Source organism: Streptococcus marimammalium DSM 18627 (genome assembly GCF_000380045.1).
Taxonomy (GTDB): Bacteria; Bacillota; Bacilli; order Lactobacillales; family Streptococcaceae; genus Streptococcus; species Streptococcus marimammalium.
On sequence record NZ_KB904340.1, the window covers coordinates 120,290 to 137,071 of the forward strand.

General features: G+C 31.6%; 17 protein-coding genes. 4 read left to right on the plus strand and 13 right to left on the minus strand.

From position 1 onward, the window contains the following. Positions 1–6: 6 nt before the first annotated feature. From A3I1_RS0102080 to A3I1_RS08610, 6 genes are all read right to left on the minus strand, one after another. Positions 7–600: an L-threonylcarbamoyladenylate synthase gene (locus tag A3I1_RS0102080; RefSeq protein ID WP_018369668.1), complete on the minus strand. Its 594-nt coding sequence runs from the start codon at positions 598–600 to the stop codon at positions 7–9. After that, positions 593–1,423, minus strand: a complete 831-nt coding sequence (gene prmC, locus A3I1_RS0102085; protein ID WP_018369669.1) for a peptide chain release factor N(5)-glutamine methyltransferase — start codon at positions 1,421–1,423, stop codon at positions 593–595. The genes A3I1_RS0102080 and prmC overlap by 8 nt, the downstream gene beginning before the upstream one ends. After that, a complete protein-coding gene (gene prfA / locus A3I1_RS0102090; protein ID WP_018369670.1) occupies positions 1,423–2,502 on the minus strand; it encodes a peptide chain release factor 1 in 1,080 nt (359 codons plus the stop codon). Before prfA ends, prmC begins: the two co-directional genes overlap by 1 nt. A 15-nt stretch (positions 2,503–2,517) precedes the next feature. Continuing rightward, positions 2,518–3,087, minus strand: a complete 570-nt coding sequence (locus A3I1_RS0102095) for a thymidine kinase (RefSeq protein ID WP_018369671.1) — start codon at positions 3,085–3,087, stop codon at positions 2,518–2,520. A 150-nt stretch (positions 3,088–3,237) separates the two neighbouring features. Beyond that, positions 3,238–3,384, minus strand: coding sequence for a DUF4176 domain-containing protein (locus A3I1_RS08605; protein WP_336884513.1), 147 nt, complete (start codon positions 3,382–3,384; stop codon positions 3,238–3,240). A 675-nt stretch (positions 3,385–4,059) separates the two neighbouring features. Next, positions 4,060–4,377, minus strand: a complete 318-nt coding sequence (locus A3I1_RS08610) for an AAA family ATPase (RefSeq protein ID WP_018369672.1) — start codon at positions 4,375–4,377, stop codon at positions 4,060–4,062. Between the two features lie 165 nt (positions 4,378–4,542). Between A3I1_RS08610 and A3I1_RS0102105 the strand changes: the two genes are divergently transcribed. After that, positions 4,543–4,728 carry a 4-oxalocrotonate tautomerase gene (locus A3I1_RS0102105; RefSeq protein ID WP_018369673.1) on the plus strand — a complete coding sequence of 62 codons (186 nt, stop codon included), beginning with the start codon at positions 4,543–4,545 and terminating at the stop codon, positions 4,726–4,728. Positions 4,729–4,745: 17 nt separating this feature from the next. Here the strand turns inward: A3I1_RS0102105 and A3I1_RS0102110 are convergent, their stop codons facing one another. From A3I1_RS0102110 to adhP, 6 genes are all read right to left on the minus strand, one after another. Beyond that, the gene (locus A3I1_RS0102110; RefSeq protein WP_018369674.1) at positions 4,746–5,798 is read right to left on the minus strand and encodes a winged helix-turn-helix domain-containing protein; all 1,053 of its coding nucleotides are present in this window, start codon (positions 5,796–5,798) and stop codon (positions 4,746–4,748) included. After that, on the minus strand, positions 5,798–7,042 hold the full coding sequence (locus A3I1_RS0102115) for an MFS transporter (RefSeq protein WP_018369675.1): 1,245 nt from the start codon (positions 7,040–7,042) through the stop codon (positions 5,798–5,800). Before A3I1_RS0102115 ends, A3I1_RS0102110 begins: the two co-directional genes overlap by 1 nt. Before the next feature lie 141 nt (positions 7,043–7,183). Next, the gene (locus tag A3I1_RS0102120) at positions 7,184–8,344 is read right to left on the minus strand and encodes an MFS transporter (protein WP_018369676.1); all 1,161 of its coding nucleotides are present in this window, start codon (positions 8,342–8,344) and stop codon (positions 7,184–7,186) included. A 159-nt stretch (positions 8,345–8,503) separates the two neighbouring features. Continuing rightward, on the minus strand, positions 8,504–10,030 hold the full coding sequence (locus A3I1_RS0102125; protein WP_419756765.1) for an ABC transporter permease/substrate-binding protein: 1,527 nt from the start codon (positions 10,028–10,030) through the stop codon (positions 8,504–8,506). Then, positions 10,027–10,752 (minus strand): ABC transporter ATP-binding protein, encoded by a 726-nt coding sequence (locus A3I1_RS0102130; RefSeq protein ID WP_018369678.1) that lies wholly within the window; start codon positions 10,750–10,752, stop codon positions 10,027–10,029. Before A3I1_RS0102130 ends, A3I1_RS0102125 begins: the two co-directional genes overlap by 4 nt. A 144-nt stretch (positions 10,753–10,896) precedes the next feature. Beyond that, complete coding sequence (gene adhP, locus A3I1_RS0102135; protein ID WP_018369679.1) at positions 10,897–11,913, minus strand: alcohol dehydrogenase AdhP; 1,017 nt, start codon at positions 11,911–11,913, stop codon at positions 10,897–10,899. A gap of 174 nt (positions 11,914–12,087) precedes the next feature. Between adhP and A3I1_RS08195 the strand changes: the two genes are divergently transcribed. The 3 genes from A3I1_RS08195 to A3I1_RS0102150 all read left to right on the plus strand — a co-directional run bounded on the left by A3I1_RS08195 (position 12,088) and on the right by A3I1_RS0102150 (position 15,286). Continuing rightward, positions 12,088–12,816 carry a hypothetical protein gene (locus A3I1_RS08195; RefSeq protein ID WP_018369680.1) on the plus strand — a complete coding sequence of 243 codons (729 nt, stop codon included), beginning with the start codon at positions 12,088–12,090 and terminating at the stop codon, positions 12,814–12,816. A gap of 116 nt (positions 12,817–12,932) precedes the next feature. Beyond that, positions 12,933–13,679, plus strand: a complete 747-nt coding sequence (locus tag A3I1_RS0102145; RefSeq protein ID WP_018369681.1) for an ABC transporter ATP-binding protein — start codon at positions 12,933–12,935, stop codon at positions 13,677–13,679. Further along, positions 13,676–15,286: a hypothetical protein gene (locus A3I1_RS0102150; RefSeq protein ID WP_018369682.1), complete on the plus strand. Its 1,611-nt coding sequence runs from the start codon at positions 13,676–13,678 to the stop codon at positions 15,284–15,286. Before A3I1_RS0102145 ends, A3I1_RS0102150 begins: the two co-directional genes overlap by 4 nt. Before the next feature lie 39 nt (positions 15,287–15,325). Here the strand turns inward: A3I1_RS0102150 and pepC are convergent, their stop codons facing one another. Further along, entirely contained in the window at positions 15,326–16,657 is a 1,332-nt protein-coding gene (pepC, locus tag A3I1_RS0102155; RefSeq protein ID WP_018369683.1) for an aminopeptidase C, read from the minus strand. Positions 16,658–16,782: the final 125 nt, after the last annotated feature.

Genomic DNA, 16,782 nt, shown 5'->3' on the forward strand with positions numbered 1-16,782 from the left:
CTCCTTTTATTCAAATGTCATTTCAGGTAGACATGACAAAATATCTGATTGTGTAATAGTACCCTGACGTAAAATTTTTGCATTTTTACCAGATAAATCAAGAATTGTTGAATCACATCCTGTTAAAAAAGCATCATCTTTAATACCAGAGACCTTACCATTAAATGATACCATAATATTATCAAAATAAACACCACTTTTTTTACCAGAAATATTCGCAGATGGTCCAATCAATGGCCCATGCTTTTTTATAAGTTGAAGAGTTGTGGGATGTTTTGGAACTCTAAAACCAATGGTGTGCATTCCAGAATTAAGCCATTTTGGGACCTTTTCATTAGCTTGTAGAATAATAGTTAACGGACCCGGCAAAAAGCAATCGTATAAGTTTTTAAGATAGTCTGGTTGATTGGTTGAATAGCTAATCATTTCCTCATAAGAAGAAATATTAAGATTTAAAGCTTTGTCTAAGGGTCTTTGTTTGAGTTGATAGACTTTGTCTACAGCCGTTTTATCAAATGCTTTAGCAAATAATCCATAAACTGTTTCTGTTGGCAAAACAACAGCCCCGCCATTTTCTAGAATTTCAGACACACTAGCCATCTGTAATCACCACCATTCTATCAAGGTCAAAGGAATCCTTTAAAACGTGAATGACTTTGTTTGGAAAAAATACTTGAAATAGCTCTTTAACCAACTGAGCTTGCTTGTAACCAATCTCTAAGTAAATTTTACCATTTTGCTTTAGATAATTTTTACTTTCTTTAGCAATTTTTTCATAGATAGCTAAGCCATTATTATCAGCAAATAGGGCATTGTGGGGTTCATATAAAAAAACGTTTTTATCAACTTCATCACTATCATATCTTGCAATGTAAGGTGGATTAGAAACGATAATATCAAATTTTCCATCAATAGTTTCAAAAACATTTGAAAGATAAAAATTTATCTCAACATTATTTCGTTTTGTATTTTCCCTAGCTAAAGTAAGAGCTTCTTGAGAGATATCTGAAGCTGAAACAGACCAAGATGACTTCTTTTTAGCAAGTGCAATTGCAATTGCACCGCTTCCAGTTCCAATATCAAGAATTCTTAAATTATCTTTTGGATTATCTTTTAAAATTAAGTCCACCAATTCTTCAGTTTCGGGTCTTGGAATCAAAACGCGTTCATCAACTTGAAGACTTACCCCATAAAAGTCAACCGCACCTACAAGATATTGAGCAGGATAATGTTTTTTAAGTTGCTTAGTAATAGCAATTAATAAATCATAATCTTCTTTGGATATTGTTTGATTTTGTTTTAAAATAAAATCAAGCTTTGACCAATTCTTTTTGGATAAAAAAACGTATTCTAATGCTGCTTTTTCAGCACCTGTTACTTCAATTTCTTTTTCTAGTTGAGAAAAAACTTGAGCATAATTCATTAGTTGTTTAACTCTTCTAATTTCTTAGTTTGATCATATAAAATTAAGGCATCAACTACCTCATCGAGTTTTCCGGCTAAAATAGTATCTAGTTTTTGCAAAGTTAAACCAATACGATGGTCTGTCACACGGTTTTGAGGGAAATTATAGGTTCTAATACGTTCAGAACGATCACCCGTGCCTATGGTAGATTTGCGTTCAGCGTCTTGTTCGTCTTGAGCGATTTGAGCAAAGTGGTCTGCAACTCTTGCTCTAATGATTTTCATCGCTTTCTCTCTATTTTTTTGTTGGGTCCGTTCTTCTTGCATTTCAATTTTGATATTGGTTGGTAGATGGACAATACGAACGGCTGTTGCTACTTTATTAACGTTTTGCCCCCCAGCACCAGAAGCGTGGTAGATATCAATTCGTAAATCATTTGGATCGATTTCATATTCTACATCCTCTACTTCAGGCATAACGAGTACTGTTGCTGTCGAGGTGTGGACGCGTCCTTGGCTCTCTGTAACAGGAACACGTTGAACGCGGTGGGCACCACTTTCATATTTTAACTTGGAGTAGACGGATTGACCTGATACCATTGCAATCACTTCTTTTAAGCCACCGACACCGTTGGTGCTAGCCTCCATCACTTCAAATTGCCAACCTTGAGCTTCTGCATACTTTTGATACATGTTTAAAAGATCACCAGCAAATAAAGCAGCCTCATCACCACCAGCAGCGCCTCTAATTTCTAAAATAATATTTTTATCATCATTAGGATCTTTTGGTAAGAGAAGAATTTTAAGTTTTTCTTCAAACTCTTCTTTTTGAGCCTTAGATTCTTTTAATTCTTCTTTAGCCATTTCTTCAATATCTGTATCCCCACTAGACTCTTTAATCATTTCCTCAGCATCTGAAATAGCTTGTAGAATGTCCTTGTATTCTTTATAGGTAGCGACGGTTTCACGTAGACTGGCTTCTTCTTTTGATAGTTCCATAAAGCGTTTAGTATCACTAACGACATCAGGGTCGCTCAAAAGTTCACCTAGTTCTTCATAGCGGTTTTCAACCGATTCTAATTGATCATAAATGTTCATAAATGTTATTCCTTTTTAAAGTTCTGGGTTAAAATAGTGTTTTCGACAAACAGGGATATAGGTTTCATTGCCACCAATTTGGATTTGTTCTCCTTGATAGACGGGTTTTCCCTGAGCTGTTCTTAAAACCATAGTTGCCTTTTTACTACAATATTGACAAATGGTTTTAATTTCTTCAATTTTATCAGCCATCAATAGTAAATGTTGAGACCCTTCAAATAATTCATTTCGAAAATCATTTTTTAGACCAAATGCCATGACAGGAACATCTAGTTCATCAACAACTTTTGCTAAGTCGTAAACATTTCTTTTTGTAAGAAATTGGGCCTCATCAATTAGAACACAGTAAGGTTTAATGTCTAAGTCGGCAATATAAGAAAAAACATTCAAATCATCAGAAATGGGGATAGCATTTCTTTTCATCCCAATTCGACTAGAAACAACTCCCAACCCATCTCTTGTATCAAGAGCACTGGTCATAATGACAACTGGTTTTCCCTGTTCTTCATAGTTGTGTGCCACTTTTAAAATCTCGATGGACTTGCCAGAATTCATTGTACCGTATTTATAATATAGCTGAGCCAAAATATCTTTCTCCTATTTTTAATGTCCTTACTATTTTAACATAATTCTAGCAACTATTCATGTAAATCTTGTGACTTGAAGTAGAAATTTAATTCTTTTTGATTAGAGAAAATTAGAAAGAAAAAAACCGGTAAATAACGGCTTTTGTAATTACATCTTAACCTTTTTAACGGTGAGATCTTTCTCCCACTGATGATAAACTTCCATAAAACGCTCTTCTTCATCGTCTTTATAGCCTGTAAAGATAAGATTTTCAATGTTTTTATGGTTATAGAAAATTGCATCATCTAAATTAATACCTTCAGGGTAGACTACCCAACATAATCACTATATACATTTTCACCGACTATGTTAAATTCAGCACCTCTACCTATACACATTACCTTTTTAGTTGAATTATGTAAGAACCCAAGCGATAGAAATTCTTTTCATATTTAGCCTCTGTTTTGTATCAATTTCTTTTTAGAGAGTTTGCTTATATTATTGCCTTTATAACAACTAATTAAGAAAAAATTTTCCAAACATTTACATTGGAATAGGTTTCTTGAAATTTTCAGCATTAACCATAATTCTTACTTCAATATTCTTTAAATAATTCATTTAAGATAGTTTCTTTATTTTCAATAAATAGTTTTGTTATTTCATAAGCTGATGTTTGTTCATAAGAAATGGTATTAATACTACTTTCATCGAAATTAAAAATTCTAGCATCTGGAAACGCAAGTAATATTGGCGAGTGAGTCGCAATGATAAATTGAGAACCTTTTAAAATACTTTTTTTATTTTAATCATCAAGGTTAACATCCTTTGTGGAGAAATTCCTGCTTCAGATTCATCAATAATATACAATCCTTTTTTATTAAAAGAATCTTGAATTAATGTTAAAAATGCTTCCCCGTGTGATTTTGAGTGATTTTTTTTTGAACTTCATAAGAAGTATTCTTCTTCCATAGAAGCTATATTATAAAAACTTTATGCCCGTAAAAAATAGCCCCATTTTTTATTGATTGGAGTTTTTGCAAGTCTAATAGCATTATTTAGATTAGAGTGTGAATCATAGGTTGAAAATTGATAATTAAGACATCCTCCTTCTGGATTAAATCCATAAGCAATAGCAATAGCTTCAAGAAGGGTTGATTTACCACTACCATTTTCTCCTGAAAAAAATGAAATAGGATTATCAAATACTAATTTTTCAAAATTTTGGAAAGAAGAAATACTCCTGATGTAATTCTTTTTATCTATCTTACTCCAGTCAATTGTTAACTCATTAATTAATAATTCATTCATACAATGCCTCTATTATAATCTACTAATCTATGACCATAACTTTATATTATTTTTCATTTAATGTAAATTATCAAACTAATGGTGTAGACATTTTTTATTTAAATGAAGTTCACTTTTCATTTTAAATGATTTATGTTATTCTAAGAAAAATGAAAGGGGACTGTTATGCCGTTTGTAAAAATTGATTTATTTGAAGGACGTTCCGAACAGCAAAAAATAAGTTTGGCGCGTGAAGTTGCTGAGGTTGTCTCTAAACACACTAATGCACCAAAAGAAGCTATTCATGTCTTTATTAATGATATGGTTGAAGGAAGCTACTTTCCTCATGGTGAAATCAAACGAAAAGGTTGAGCAGTTGCTCAACCTTTTTAATTGTCATCTAATAAGTCGTTTTCTAATTTTTTAATAACGTCTTTTAATAATTCTTTATTGAGATTGTATTTAACATTATCATCAGTTTTATTAATTGTTAAGAGTTTAGAATTGATTAATTTTTGGATGTGAAAGGTCACCGCAGAACTCGTTATTCCAAGATTTTCTGCAATGGCTTTAATCTTAATGTTCGGTTTTGTTGAAGCAATAAGAATGTCATACCTAGTAACATCACTAATCACCTTTAATAAGGTTGTTAAATCATCGTTATCAAGTTGCTCTTTAGTATCTAATAACTCAGTGATTTTACTAGAAACTGTAATAAAACTTGGTAGATTAGTCAGTGAAGAATATTGGATAATACTTAAAACAATTAAATAAGGACTTAAAAAGAAAATTTTATAGGGTGAATCAAGTAACTTTGAAACAAATTCTTCTCCAATTGTCCCAACTTTGAGAAGTGTCTTTTCAATCTCAAATGTTTTAGCAAATTCTTCACGCTCTTTTTGGTACTTTTGATAAAAAGGCTGGTATATTGGTTGGAAGGTAAGGATAAGGTCACAAAGACCAGTCATAAACTCTTGAGGATGCTTAAAGGCTTGCAGCCAATACCATTTTTCATCGGCTTTTAAATCCGATGTTTCAATCATAGTGATGTAGTCGAAATCTTTTTCAGTTGTCTCTGAAAAATCATTACTAAGTAATAACGATAAAACATATTTAACTTCCTCTTTACTTAGATTTTTAAATAAAGCCACTACTTCTTTAATTGTTTTTGGATCTTTCTTTTGATTAAGAAGGTAAAAATACAAGGTTAATGTAATGGAACTATTATAAGGTACAGTAAGATAATATTGTTTCATTTCTTCATGATATTCAGAAAAAAAAGCTGTTAGCTGTTCAACATCTGATAGTGTCTCTGATAATAATTCTTTTTGCTTGCTTGTCATCTCTGCAAGATAATCTTCAAAAGGTGTTTTGAAAAAAAATGGTGCTATCAAAAATTCAAAAATCATGCTTTGATGATCGTTATGTTGTTTTGTTGTCATTACAAACTCCTTATTCTATAAATAGTATAAACGAGTAAAAGAATTGAGGCAACTAAAAATGTTACTAAAATCAGGTTAATTGGTAAAAAAATGACTAAGGCAGAAATCAAGAGTATGGCTGCAATTGTTCCTATTTGAAAATAAGAACCAATACCTGACATCAAACTAGCAATCTTATCTTCAGGGAGACTATTCATTAATTTTGCGGACATCTTAGGGTTAATGACAGCTGATAGTATCGCCATGATTAATATAAACATCATAAAGACATAACTATTGTGCCAAAGCAAACATAAAAAGATAATTGGTGGGAAAAAAGCAATGATGAAAATCATTTTTATTAGTGAGATATTTTTAAACACATTAGGTGCTAAAAAACTACCTATGATTGTCCCTAAAGTAAAAGAAAGAGGCAATGTCATAATGGTTGTTGGAACATTAATAATAACAAAATTAGGGTCTTGATTGATTAACAAGAGAACAACAACCCCTAATATGCTGAATAAACCATTAAAAATTGGTGCAATGACCATAGAAAATTTAACTTCAGGAATTTTATTCAGTTCTTGAAAGATTAAGAGGATATTTTCTTTCATGCTTTTAAAGATTGATTGATTTGGCTCATGAGTCGTAATTTCAATGGGTTTTTCCACTAATAGTCCTTGTAATTTTGTACGAATGCTATAGATAATAAGACCAGCCATAACAAAAGTTGCTGCATTTACAAAGGCTAACTGTTGAAAACTCATCCAAATAATCAAAAGTGCACCGGTTGGTTGCATCACTATAGACAAAGCAGAACCTGCCGCCTGTCTAAAACTAATGGCTGCTTCTCTATCATCATCTGAGACAATTCTTAGACTAAGTGGGGTAAATAAACCATTTTCATATTGCCCTGAAATATCTGAAAAAAGATTGATAAGAATAGCGATAATGACTATCCAAAGAGCAGGTTGAAAGCCCATTAAGAAACCCACTACTGAATATAAGCAAAATCTAAAAATCAAAGTGTACAAAATCGTATCCACTTTATTTTTGGTCTTATCAGCATATATCCCCATAACAAATCCTGTCACAATCGGCAAGGCTTCAGAAATACTGACAAGTGCTACTGCAATGTTTGTTTCAGGAATTAAGAGAACGTAGTTCATGAGAGCATAGTAATAAAGAATATCACCGAAATTTGAAATCATGTCCGAAAGAAAACTTAACATAAATAAGCGATTGCGAAAAACTTTTTTCATAAGCACTCCTTTAAAATTACATCAAAATATTAAACGATTGTTTAATTAAATAATATCATTTTAATTTTATCAAGACAATATTTATTTAAAATTAAACATCCACTTAATTAAAAGACCCCTAAGCCAATGCTTAAGCGTCTTTTAACTAAATAATTGTTGTTCTTTACCATCTGGAAGAGGCATTAATTTAACTAAAATAAAAGCTAGAATTAGCGTTGCCACTAAAAACCATGCCATCACTTCATAACTAAAGTGATCTAAAATAAAACCGATAATATTTTGAAAAGCGATAGATGATAAACTTAATACTGTTTGTGCTACTGCTAATGCCGTGATAACTATTTTTTTATCAACTAATGAGGAAATAATTTTAAGATTAACCATTATAAACAGCATGGAACCTGTATGTTTAGCTAACAAAGTGACAATAATTTTAGAAAAAATGCCAATGTTAAGCGCATAAACACTATACTGCAATCCAAATAATAGGATTGGTAAAAAAAGAAGCGTTTTGCTACTGTACTTATCCATGAAAGAATAAGAGAAAAAAATGAGAGGTGCTTCACAGATAACCGCAATAGCGACAATAGATGATGTAAGACCAACAGATAAGCCACTATTTTGTAAAAATGCAGGAACAAAGGTATGGCCAGACATCATAACACCAGAAATGAGAGCGGACACCAGGAAATAATAGATTAATGTTTTGTTCTTAAAAAGTTTCAACGGACTTACTTTTTTGGAGATGTCATTGTTCTTCTTTTTCTCAGAAATGGGTATGCCAGTAACACCAATAAAAGAAAGAACAATGCCAATAAGAAAAGCTATAAAAATTGCCTTTGGTGCAATATGATCATATAAAAAGCCTGCTAATTGTGCTCCTGTCGCAAAGCCAATTGTTCCCCAAATTCTAATACGTCCATAAGGAAACTGACCAGTTGCTGCGATATGTTCAAGGGCAGGACTATTACCATTTAAGGTGAGTAAAACCCAGCTATAACAAAGTGTAATCACCCAAATATTGTCTGCTAAAAGCATGCCTATGCCACCAAATATTGACAAGGAAAACAAGGTTAAAATCACTTTCTTGTTATTGTAGCGGTCATTAAGATAACCAATAATGGGTTGTCCCATCATTGATGACAAAAAGGACATAGAAACAACCATTGAAACTTGACTAGGTCTAAAGCCAATATTTAAAAGATAAACAGAGATTAAGGTTGAAAATAAGGACCAGGCCAAAAAATAAAAGTTATACATGAGAAAATAACTAAAGTATTGCTTTCGACGTTCTTTAAGCATTTTTACCACTACTCTCTAGTTGGATTTGTATTTTTGTTTTCTAGTTTACCATTTTTAAGAGTATTAATAAAGACAAAAAAAGCTAAGACTATTTTCTTAGCTTTTTATATTTTATACTAACTTACTATATTTTTAGTAGATTACTTTTGATCTACTTTATTATTTCGAAATAAAATTATGACTAACCAAATACTCATGAGCAACATCTTTTGCTGCTTTACCTTGTGATTTCACCTGATAATTCATCTCACTCATTTCTTCTTCTGTTATTTTTCCTGATAATTCTTCAAGTATGGCCTCAATTTCAGGATACTTTTTAAGAATTTCTTCTCGCATCAATGGTGCTCCCTGATAAGGAGGAAAGAGTTGCTTATCATCTTCTAAAAGAACAAGATCAAACTCTTTTATTTCACTATCAGTTGAGTAAGCATCCATTATTTGAATATCTCCTGATGTGATAGCTTGATAGCGAAGGGCGGGTTCCATAGTTTTAACATTTAAATTTAAACCATATAAGGATTGCAATCCTTTATTGCCATCTTCACGGTCATTAAATTCTAACGTGAATCCTGCAACCACTTCAGGACCAATTTTACTTAAATCAGAGATGGTTTTTAAATCATATTGATTGGCAAGTGCTCTTGTTACGGCGAGGGCATAGGTGTTTTGGAAGAGCATTGGTTTCAAATAAACTAATTTATCTTGTTTGTAAATGCTAGCTTTTGCTATTTCATAAACCTCTTGTGGATCATTAGAAACATCAATTGGCTTTGCTAGAAGACTTGATGTAACAGTACCAGTGTATTCTACATAAATATCAACATTGCGAGATTTTAAAGCTTCATATAAGAAGGTCGTTTTTCCAAAATTAGGTTTTAAGGTGACCTTGATATCTGAATTTTCTTCAATCAATTCCTTATACATATTGATAAGAATTTCTGGTTCAGGTCCTAATTTACCTGCAATAACAAGCTCTTTTTGATTTTGATTAGGCATCATGTGTAGTTGTGGTAGAAAACTAATTGTCAAGCCAACAATCATTGCCAAGAAAACTGCCATTATACGTTTTAATTTTGCTTTTTCTAAATAACCTAAAATAAGATTGAATAGAATTGCTAAAAAAGCTGAGGATAAAGCACCAATTACAATAAGACTCGTATTGTTTCTATCAATACCAAGAAGGATAAATGAACCCAAACCTCCAGCTCCAATAAGAGCTGCAAGAGTTGCTGTTCCAATAATCATAACGGCAGAAGTTCGAATGCCCGACATAATAACTGGCATGCTTAATGGAATTTCAAACTTCTTTAGTTTTTCCCAACGAGTCATACCAAAAGCTGTGGCTGCTTCTTTCAAGCTAGGATCAATACCTCTTAAGGCAGTAATTGTATTTTGCAATATTGGAAATAAAGAATAAATAATCAAGGTTGAGACAGCAGGAACTGTTCCAATCCCCATAAAGGGAATAAACAATCCTAAAAGAGCTAAAGAAGGTACAGTCTGAAAAATTCCAGCGATATGTAAGACAATCTCAGATATTTTTTTATTCTTTGCTAGTAGAATAGCTAAAGGAACGGCAATAAAAACAGAAATTAACAAAGCCAATAAAGAGATTTGTAAATGCTCCACTAAAGCATTTATCCAATCCGAGAATCTTTCATTAAAAGTTTCAAATAATGTCATTATATTCTTCCTCCTTTAAATAGACTCTCTACAAAATCATTTTCAGGAGAGTGGACTAACTCTTTTGGTGTTCCAATCTGTATAAGTTCACCATTATTTAAGACAGCGATACGATCACCCATGCGAAGTGCTTCATCAATATCATGAGTAACAAAAACAATAGTCATGCCAAATTCATCTTGAAGCGCTAACGTTAAATCTTGTAATTGCTTTCTAGAGATGGGATCAAGCGCACTAAAAGGTTCGTCCATTAACAGAACTTTGGGTTTTGTAATAATTGCTCTTAAAATACCAATTCGCTGTTGTTCACCACCAGAAAGTTCACTAGGGTAGCGGTTTAAATATTTATTTGACGACAATCCAACTTTATCTAAAAGTTGAACGGTTTTTTCAAGACGTTCCTTTTTTGACCAACCTTTCATTTCAGGGATGAGGGCAATATTCTCAGCAACCGTCATATTGGGGAAAAGGGCAATTTGTTGTAAGACATACCCCATTTGTAATCTTAATTCTCTTGGAATGAGTTCATTAATCAACTGTTTTTGGAAAACAATACTTCCTGCTGTTGGTTCAATCAAGCGATTAATCATTTTTAATAATGTTGTCTTACCACTACCACTTGGCCCGACAAGAACAAAAATTTCACCTTGTTCAATGGTAAATGATAAATTGTTGATGATGGTATTATCATCATAAGTTTTTATAATATTTTTAAATTCAATCATTTAAGATCCTTTCAATTGAAAATAGGATATTTTCATATTTTCTTATTTTCTTATATTATCATACACTGAAAAATACAACAATTATTTTGTACTAAAAAAATGATGGCAAAATACCATCATCTTTTATAGAACATATTTTTTAACTTAAAGACTAAAATCAAGAACTTTTCTTCCTTGAATAAGGCCTTTTTCCATTTGATCAAAAATGATTGGCGCATCATCTACTGGACATTTTTCAACCACTGGAACCACAAGTCCTTCAGCTCCAAATTGAAAAGCTTCTTCTAAATCTTTTCTGGTTCCAACAAGCGATCCAACTATCTTAATGCCATCTAAAACAGTTTTAACTATTGAAACATCCATCATTTCAGAAGGTAATCCAACAGCAACTACTGTGCCTCCTGCTCGAACACTATCTACTGCTTGATTAAAAGCAACTTTTGAAACAGCAGTCACAATTGCGGAATGGCAACCACCTGTTTTTTTCTGAATAAATTGAGCAACATCTTCAATTTCATTAGCATTAACAATTAAATCAGCTCCAACTTTTTTTGCTAATTCCAATTTGTCATTATTAATATCAATAGCAATAACATGAGCGTTAAATACTTTTTTAGCATACTGAATGGCTAAATTACCAAGTCCCCCAGCTCCATAGACAGCAATCCATTGACCAGGTGCAGCAGCACCTTCTTTAATAGCTTTGTAGGTTGTCACACCGGCACAGGTAATTGAACTTGCTTGGGCAGGATCTAAACCTTCTGGAACTTTTACAGCATAATCTGCAGTGACAACTGCAAATTCACTCATTCCACCATCAACACTATAGCCAGCATTTTTAACTGTTCGACAAAGTGTTTCTCTGCCAGTTGTACAATATTCACAATGACCACAACCTTCAAAAAACCAAGCAATTGAGACGCGATCTCCAATTTTTAATGATGAAACATCATCAGCAATAGCTGTTACTACACCAATGCCTTCATGTCCTAAAATACGACCTGGAACTTGACCAAAATCACCTTTAGCTACATGTAAATCAGTATGGCAGACGCCACAATACTCTACTTTAACTAAAGCTTCACCACTTTTTATTTCAGGAAGTTCATGTTCAATCACTTCAACTCCATTTGACAACTGATTAACAACAACTGCTTTCATTTTATTCTCCTTTTAAATTTTTTAATGCAGTGAAACCGCTTTCAATTATATTATACTTAATTTATTAAAGAAGTCAAAATATATTGTTATATTTTTAACAATTTTTTGTTAACTAGTTAATAAACATTTTATTTAGTTATTGCTTTTTTAACAAGAAGTGATTATCATAAAGATATGATAAAAAAAGTTAATCTATTAGCTGTTTATAACAGTAAAACTGAAAATCAAGATATTGAAAAATTCTTTGAGCAAATGACTAAATCTTTCAGTACCATTTGTCAGATTGATTTAATGGATTTAAGAAAGAATTCACTTGAAAAGAGAATTAGCAAAGGCAATTACGCAGGTCTTTTATCATTCATAAAACTTAATACTTCTCTTCCAACCCTTTTATTTAGTGAAAAACCAGATATTCACGAGACAATATATATTGCTAATGTATCACAAGCTTTTAGTGATATTTCTAATGTTCTTTTACTTAGTAATAGTCTTTATTTATTCCTAAATAGTCTTCAAGAAAATTTTTTAAACTATTTACCATTTAATTTTGCGTTTTACAATGAGAATAATCAATTAATTTATACAAATCATCGTCCAGACAATGAGTTTTCTATTGAGTCTATAACAAATGAAGAAATTGACAATTGGATTCTTACTGAATTAAGCAATTCATCCTCTAATTCTTTTTCGCTAACGATTCCAACTATGTCTTCTGATAAAATTTTAATCCATCATTATCAAACACTAAAGGATATAAATAATGAATATAAAGGGGTTAGTCAAAGTGTTCTTAATATAAAACCAATTCTTGAAAACTATCTTAATGAAACAGGGCAAGCGATTGTACCTTGGTCAGACGTCACATCTGGTGCATCCATTAAAAGTGATGATTTCGATATATGATAAAGGGGCTAATAAGTCTCTTTTTTCTTTTCAATTAAGATTTATCCCATTTTCACTTGACTTTGTACTATACTTACAATACAATAGCACTGAATAATTTGAAAGGAATTTCATAAATGATTATTTTTGATCACATCACAAAACGTTATGGTGATTTTGACGCATTGAGTGACCTCAACTTAACTATTAATGATGGTGAGATTTTTGGACTAATAGGACACAATGGGGCAGGTAAAACCACAACCATTAGCCTTTTAACCTCCATTATCGAACCAAGTTATGGCAAGATTATGGTTGATAATTTACCTCTTGATGAAAACCGTAATGACATAAAGAAAAAAATTGCCTATGTAGCAGACTCACCAGATATTTTTCTTAGTTTATCAGCTAATGAGTATTGGCATTTTATCGCAAAAATTTATGGTGTTCCTGATAATGTTACCGAGGAGAGGATTAACGAATTAACTAATCTTTTTGATATATCAGACAAGCAATATGAAACCATTGATAGTTTTTCTCATGGAATGCGACAAAAAGCTATGATTATCGGTGCCCTTATACCAAATCCTGATATTTGGATTTTAGATGAACCTTTAACTGGACTTGACCCACAAGCTTCTTTTGATTTGAAAGAAATGATGAGAAAGCATGCTAAAGAAGGTAATACTGTTCTTTTTTCTACACACGTTTTATCAGTGGCCGAACAACTGTGTGATCGTATCGGTATTCTCAGAAAAGGAAAGTTAATTTTTGTCGGAACCTTATCTGAATTAAAGAAAAATCATCCTGACAAGGATCTTGAAACCATTTATCTTGAACTTGCTGGTAAAAATGGCAAACAAGAGGCAGGTGATCTTAAATGAATTGGTCAAATATCTGGGAACTCATCAAAATTAATATTCTATACACCAATTCTCAAGCCGCTACTGCATTAAGAAACAAACAGAAAAAAAATCCACATAAAAGAATTTCTATTTATAAAAAAATGATGCAACAACAACTAGTAGGAATGCTCATTTTTACTTTTATTCTTCTCTATCTTTTTATTGGTATTGATTATAACATTCATACGGGTTTATTCTCTATTCAAGTTGCTGTTTTTTCACTAATTTCTATTATTCAGGCTTTTTCGACATTTTTTTCTGTTTTTTATGATAGTAAAGATAGTGACCTCTATTTACCTTTACCAATCAAATCACAAGAAATTTATCTCGCTAAATTATTATCATCTCAAGGCAATTCTTTAATGTTTTTAATGCCAATCTTCGCTTTATTTTGTATTGCATTTGAACAACGTCTAGGGCTTTTAATTGGTACACTTCTTGCCATCTTATTATTTTTTTTATTAATCCTACTGATTAATTCAATTGCTATTATCCTCATTAATGTTACTGGTAATATTCTCGTTCAAAGTCCTTACAAAAAATTCATTTCAACGACTATTATGATTGTTTCTACCATTATTTCACTAATAATGATCATTTTGATTCAAAATACGAGTGCCCAAATTAGCATAGAAAACAGTGCAATATTGTTTCCTAACATCCCTTATTTTAGGGGCTTTTATGATGTTGTTGCCAATCCATTTAGTTTTACTAGTGTGATAAATTTTTGGTTTGGTTTTGTATTCTTGTTAGGATTAATGGTTTATATAAAAAAAAATATCATTCCTAATTACATCAAGCAATTAAAAAATATTGATTTACAAAAAACTTCTAAAACTAAGAAAAGAAAATCAAAAAATATTTCAGATGTAAATATTTTATTACTAAAACACCATTTTTCAACTATTATCAATGGCACCTTAATTGTACAAAGTTTTTTGATGCCAATTCTTTTACCATTTTCTTTTTTAAGACCATTATTAAATTACGGAAATGGTCCTGATGGTTTAAACTTTAGTTTAAGTTATTTTGGGATTGCTTTTCTAATTGGTGTTTTTCTAGGTAACTTTATCTCATCTCCATCTAGTTTTATTGGGGTAGCGATGTCTTTGGAACGTGAAAACTTTAATTTTATTAAAACTTTGCCTCTAAGTTTCTCCCTCTTTCTTAAACAAAAGTTCCACTCACTGCTACTCTTACAACTTTCCATTCCATTGATTGTTTATTCTATTATCGCCTTTATTTTTTTACAGATTCCTGTTATGCTATATTTATTTTTCATTATAGGAGTTATATTATCTTCTTATCTAAATGGCGAATGGCTTTATCAAAGAGACTATAAATTGTTATCTCTCAATTGGCAAAATATTACACAATTATTTTCTAGAGGAAGAGGAAAATGGTTAACTATCGGAATGATTTTTGGAAATTTTATTCTTGGCGTAATACTAATTAGTGCCGAAGTTTATTTTAGTAGGGTTTATAATCCACTAACAATAAGTATTTTGAATATGATAGTTATCATTCCTTTGCTTTTGTTCTTACATTTGCGTATTAAGAAAAGATTTTGGAGCCAATTACCATAAAAAATAAGACTACTGATTTTTCAGTAGTCTTATTTTTTATTAAGCTAGAGCTCCCATTGGATCCCAAGGTGCTAATACTTTTGGTTCTGCTTCATAAGCAGCCAATTCTTCTTTGGTTAAGAGTTCTTTTCTAACAACGATTTGGTAAGTGTATTCATCCATCCAAGAATCACTTGCTACAAAATACCCTTTTTCACCAACTTTTTCACCCCAAGAATTTTCAATCTTCCATTTTAATGCTTGATTATTTTCATCCAAATCCACACCTGTTAAGACCATAGCATGTGTCATTAGGCTTTCACTATAATCAAGGCGTCCAGCCTTATCTTGAGTCAGAGAGATGTCCATGCTAGATGAGAAGTCATAAGTGTTTAAGGCCATAACACCATTTTTACGATCACTTGATTGACCAACATCACAACCAAACCAAACTGTTTCTCCAAGTTGCATTTGCTTGATGGCTAATTCTTTAAAACGGTCCATCTCAAGGTTTAAATATTTAACATTACGACTACCAACCACATTACCCAAGAGTTCAACTGTATATGATTTACCAAAAGGTTTATCGGAAGTTGGTGCATTGATAATTGAAACATAGTCAGACAGTTTTAAGCCTACATATTTGTCGTAAAAGGCTTGTGGTGTGATCTCTTTTTCAGTGACAAACTTATCGTTCTTATCACGATATGAGAAATTGAATTGACGTGGTGGCAAACCAAGATTCATCGCTAAGAAATTGAAAATTTCTTGAAGGTAAGTTTCTTTTTTAGTTTGAATATCTTCATCAGAAGATTTTGAAGCAACAAGATTTCTTAATTCTTGTGCATATTGACGTAATAATTTATTAAGGTAAGTGTTTAATTCACGACTAGCACTTGAAGAAATTGATTCTGGGTAAATATCTTTTGGTACTACACCATATTTTTCAAATAGAGAAACAACCATATCCCATTGACCACCATCTTGTTGTGGAGTATCTAAAAGGAATTTAACCTTTCTACTTCCTAATTCTTGGTCAGCTGTTGCAATAATTTGTTCTAAGAACCAATTGGATTTTTCATATTTATCCCAGAAAAATGTATGGGCTTGGGATAGTTCAAAATTTTCTAATTGATAATCATGAATTAATTTATGACGAAAAGTATTGAGAGCAGCAAACATCCAGCAACGACCAGAAGCTTTTTGGTTGGCAACAGGGTCTTTTGTCAAATCAATAGAGAAAGTAAAATTATTGTCAATTGCGCTTTGACGTGTTTCAAGTGATTTTAACAATCCATTGTGAGTTACGGCATTTTCAATAGCATGAAACTTAGCATTTTCTTCATAATGTTTAAATAATTTTTCAGTAAAATCGTTTGTAATATTTCTCATAAATTACTCCTTGTTCTTTTAAAAATAGTATAATATTAATTATTATATTATATTGGTCAAGATATGCAAGTAAAAACAAAAAATAATATTAAAATCCAAATTTAATTTGGATTTTAATATTATTG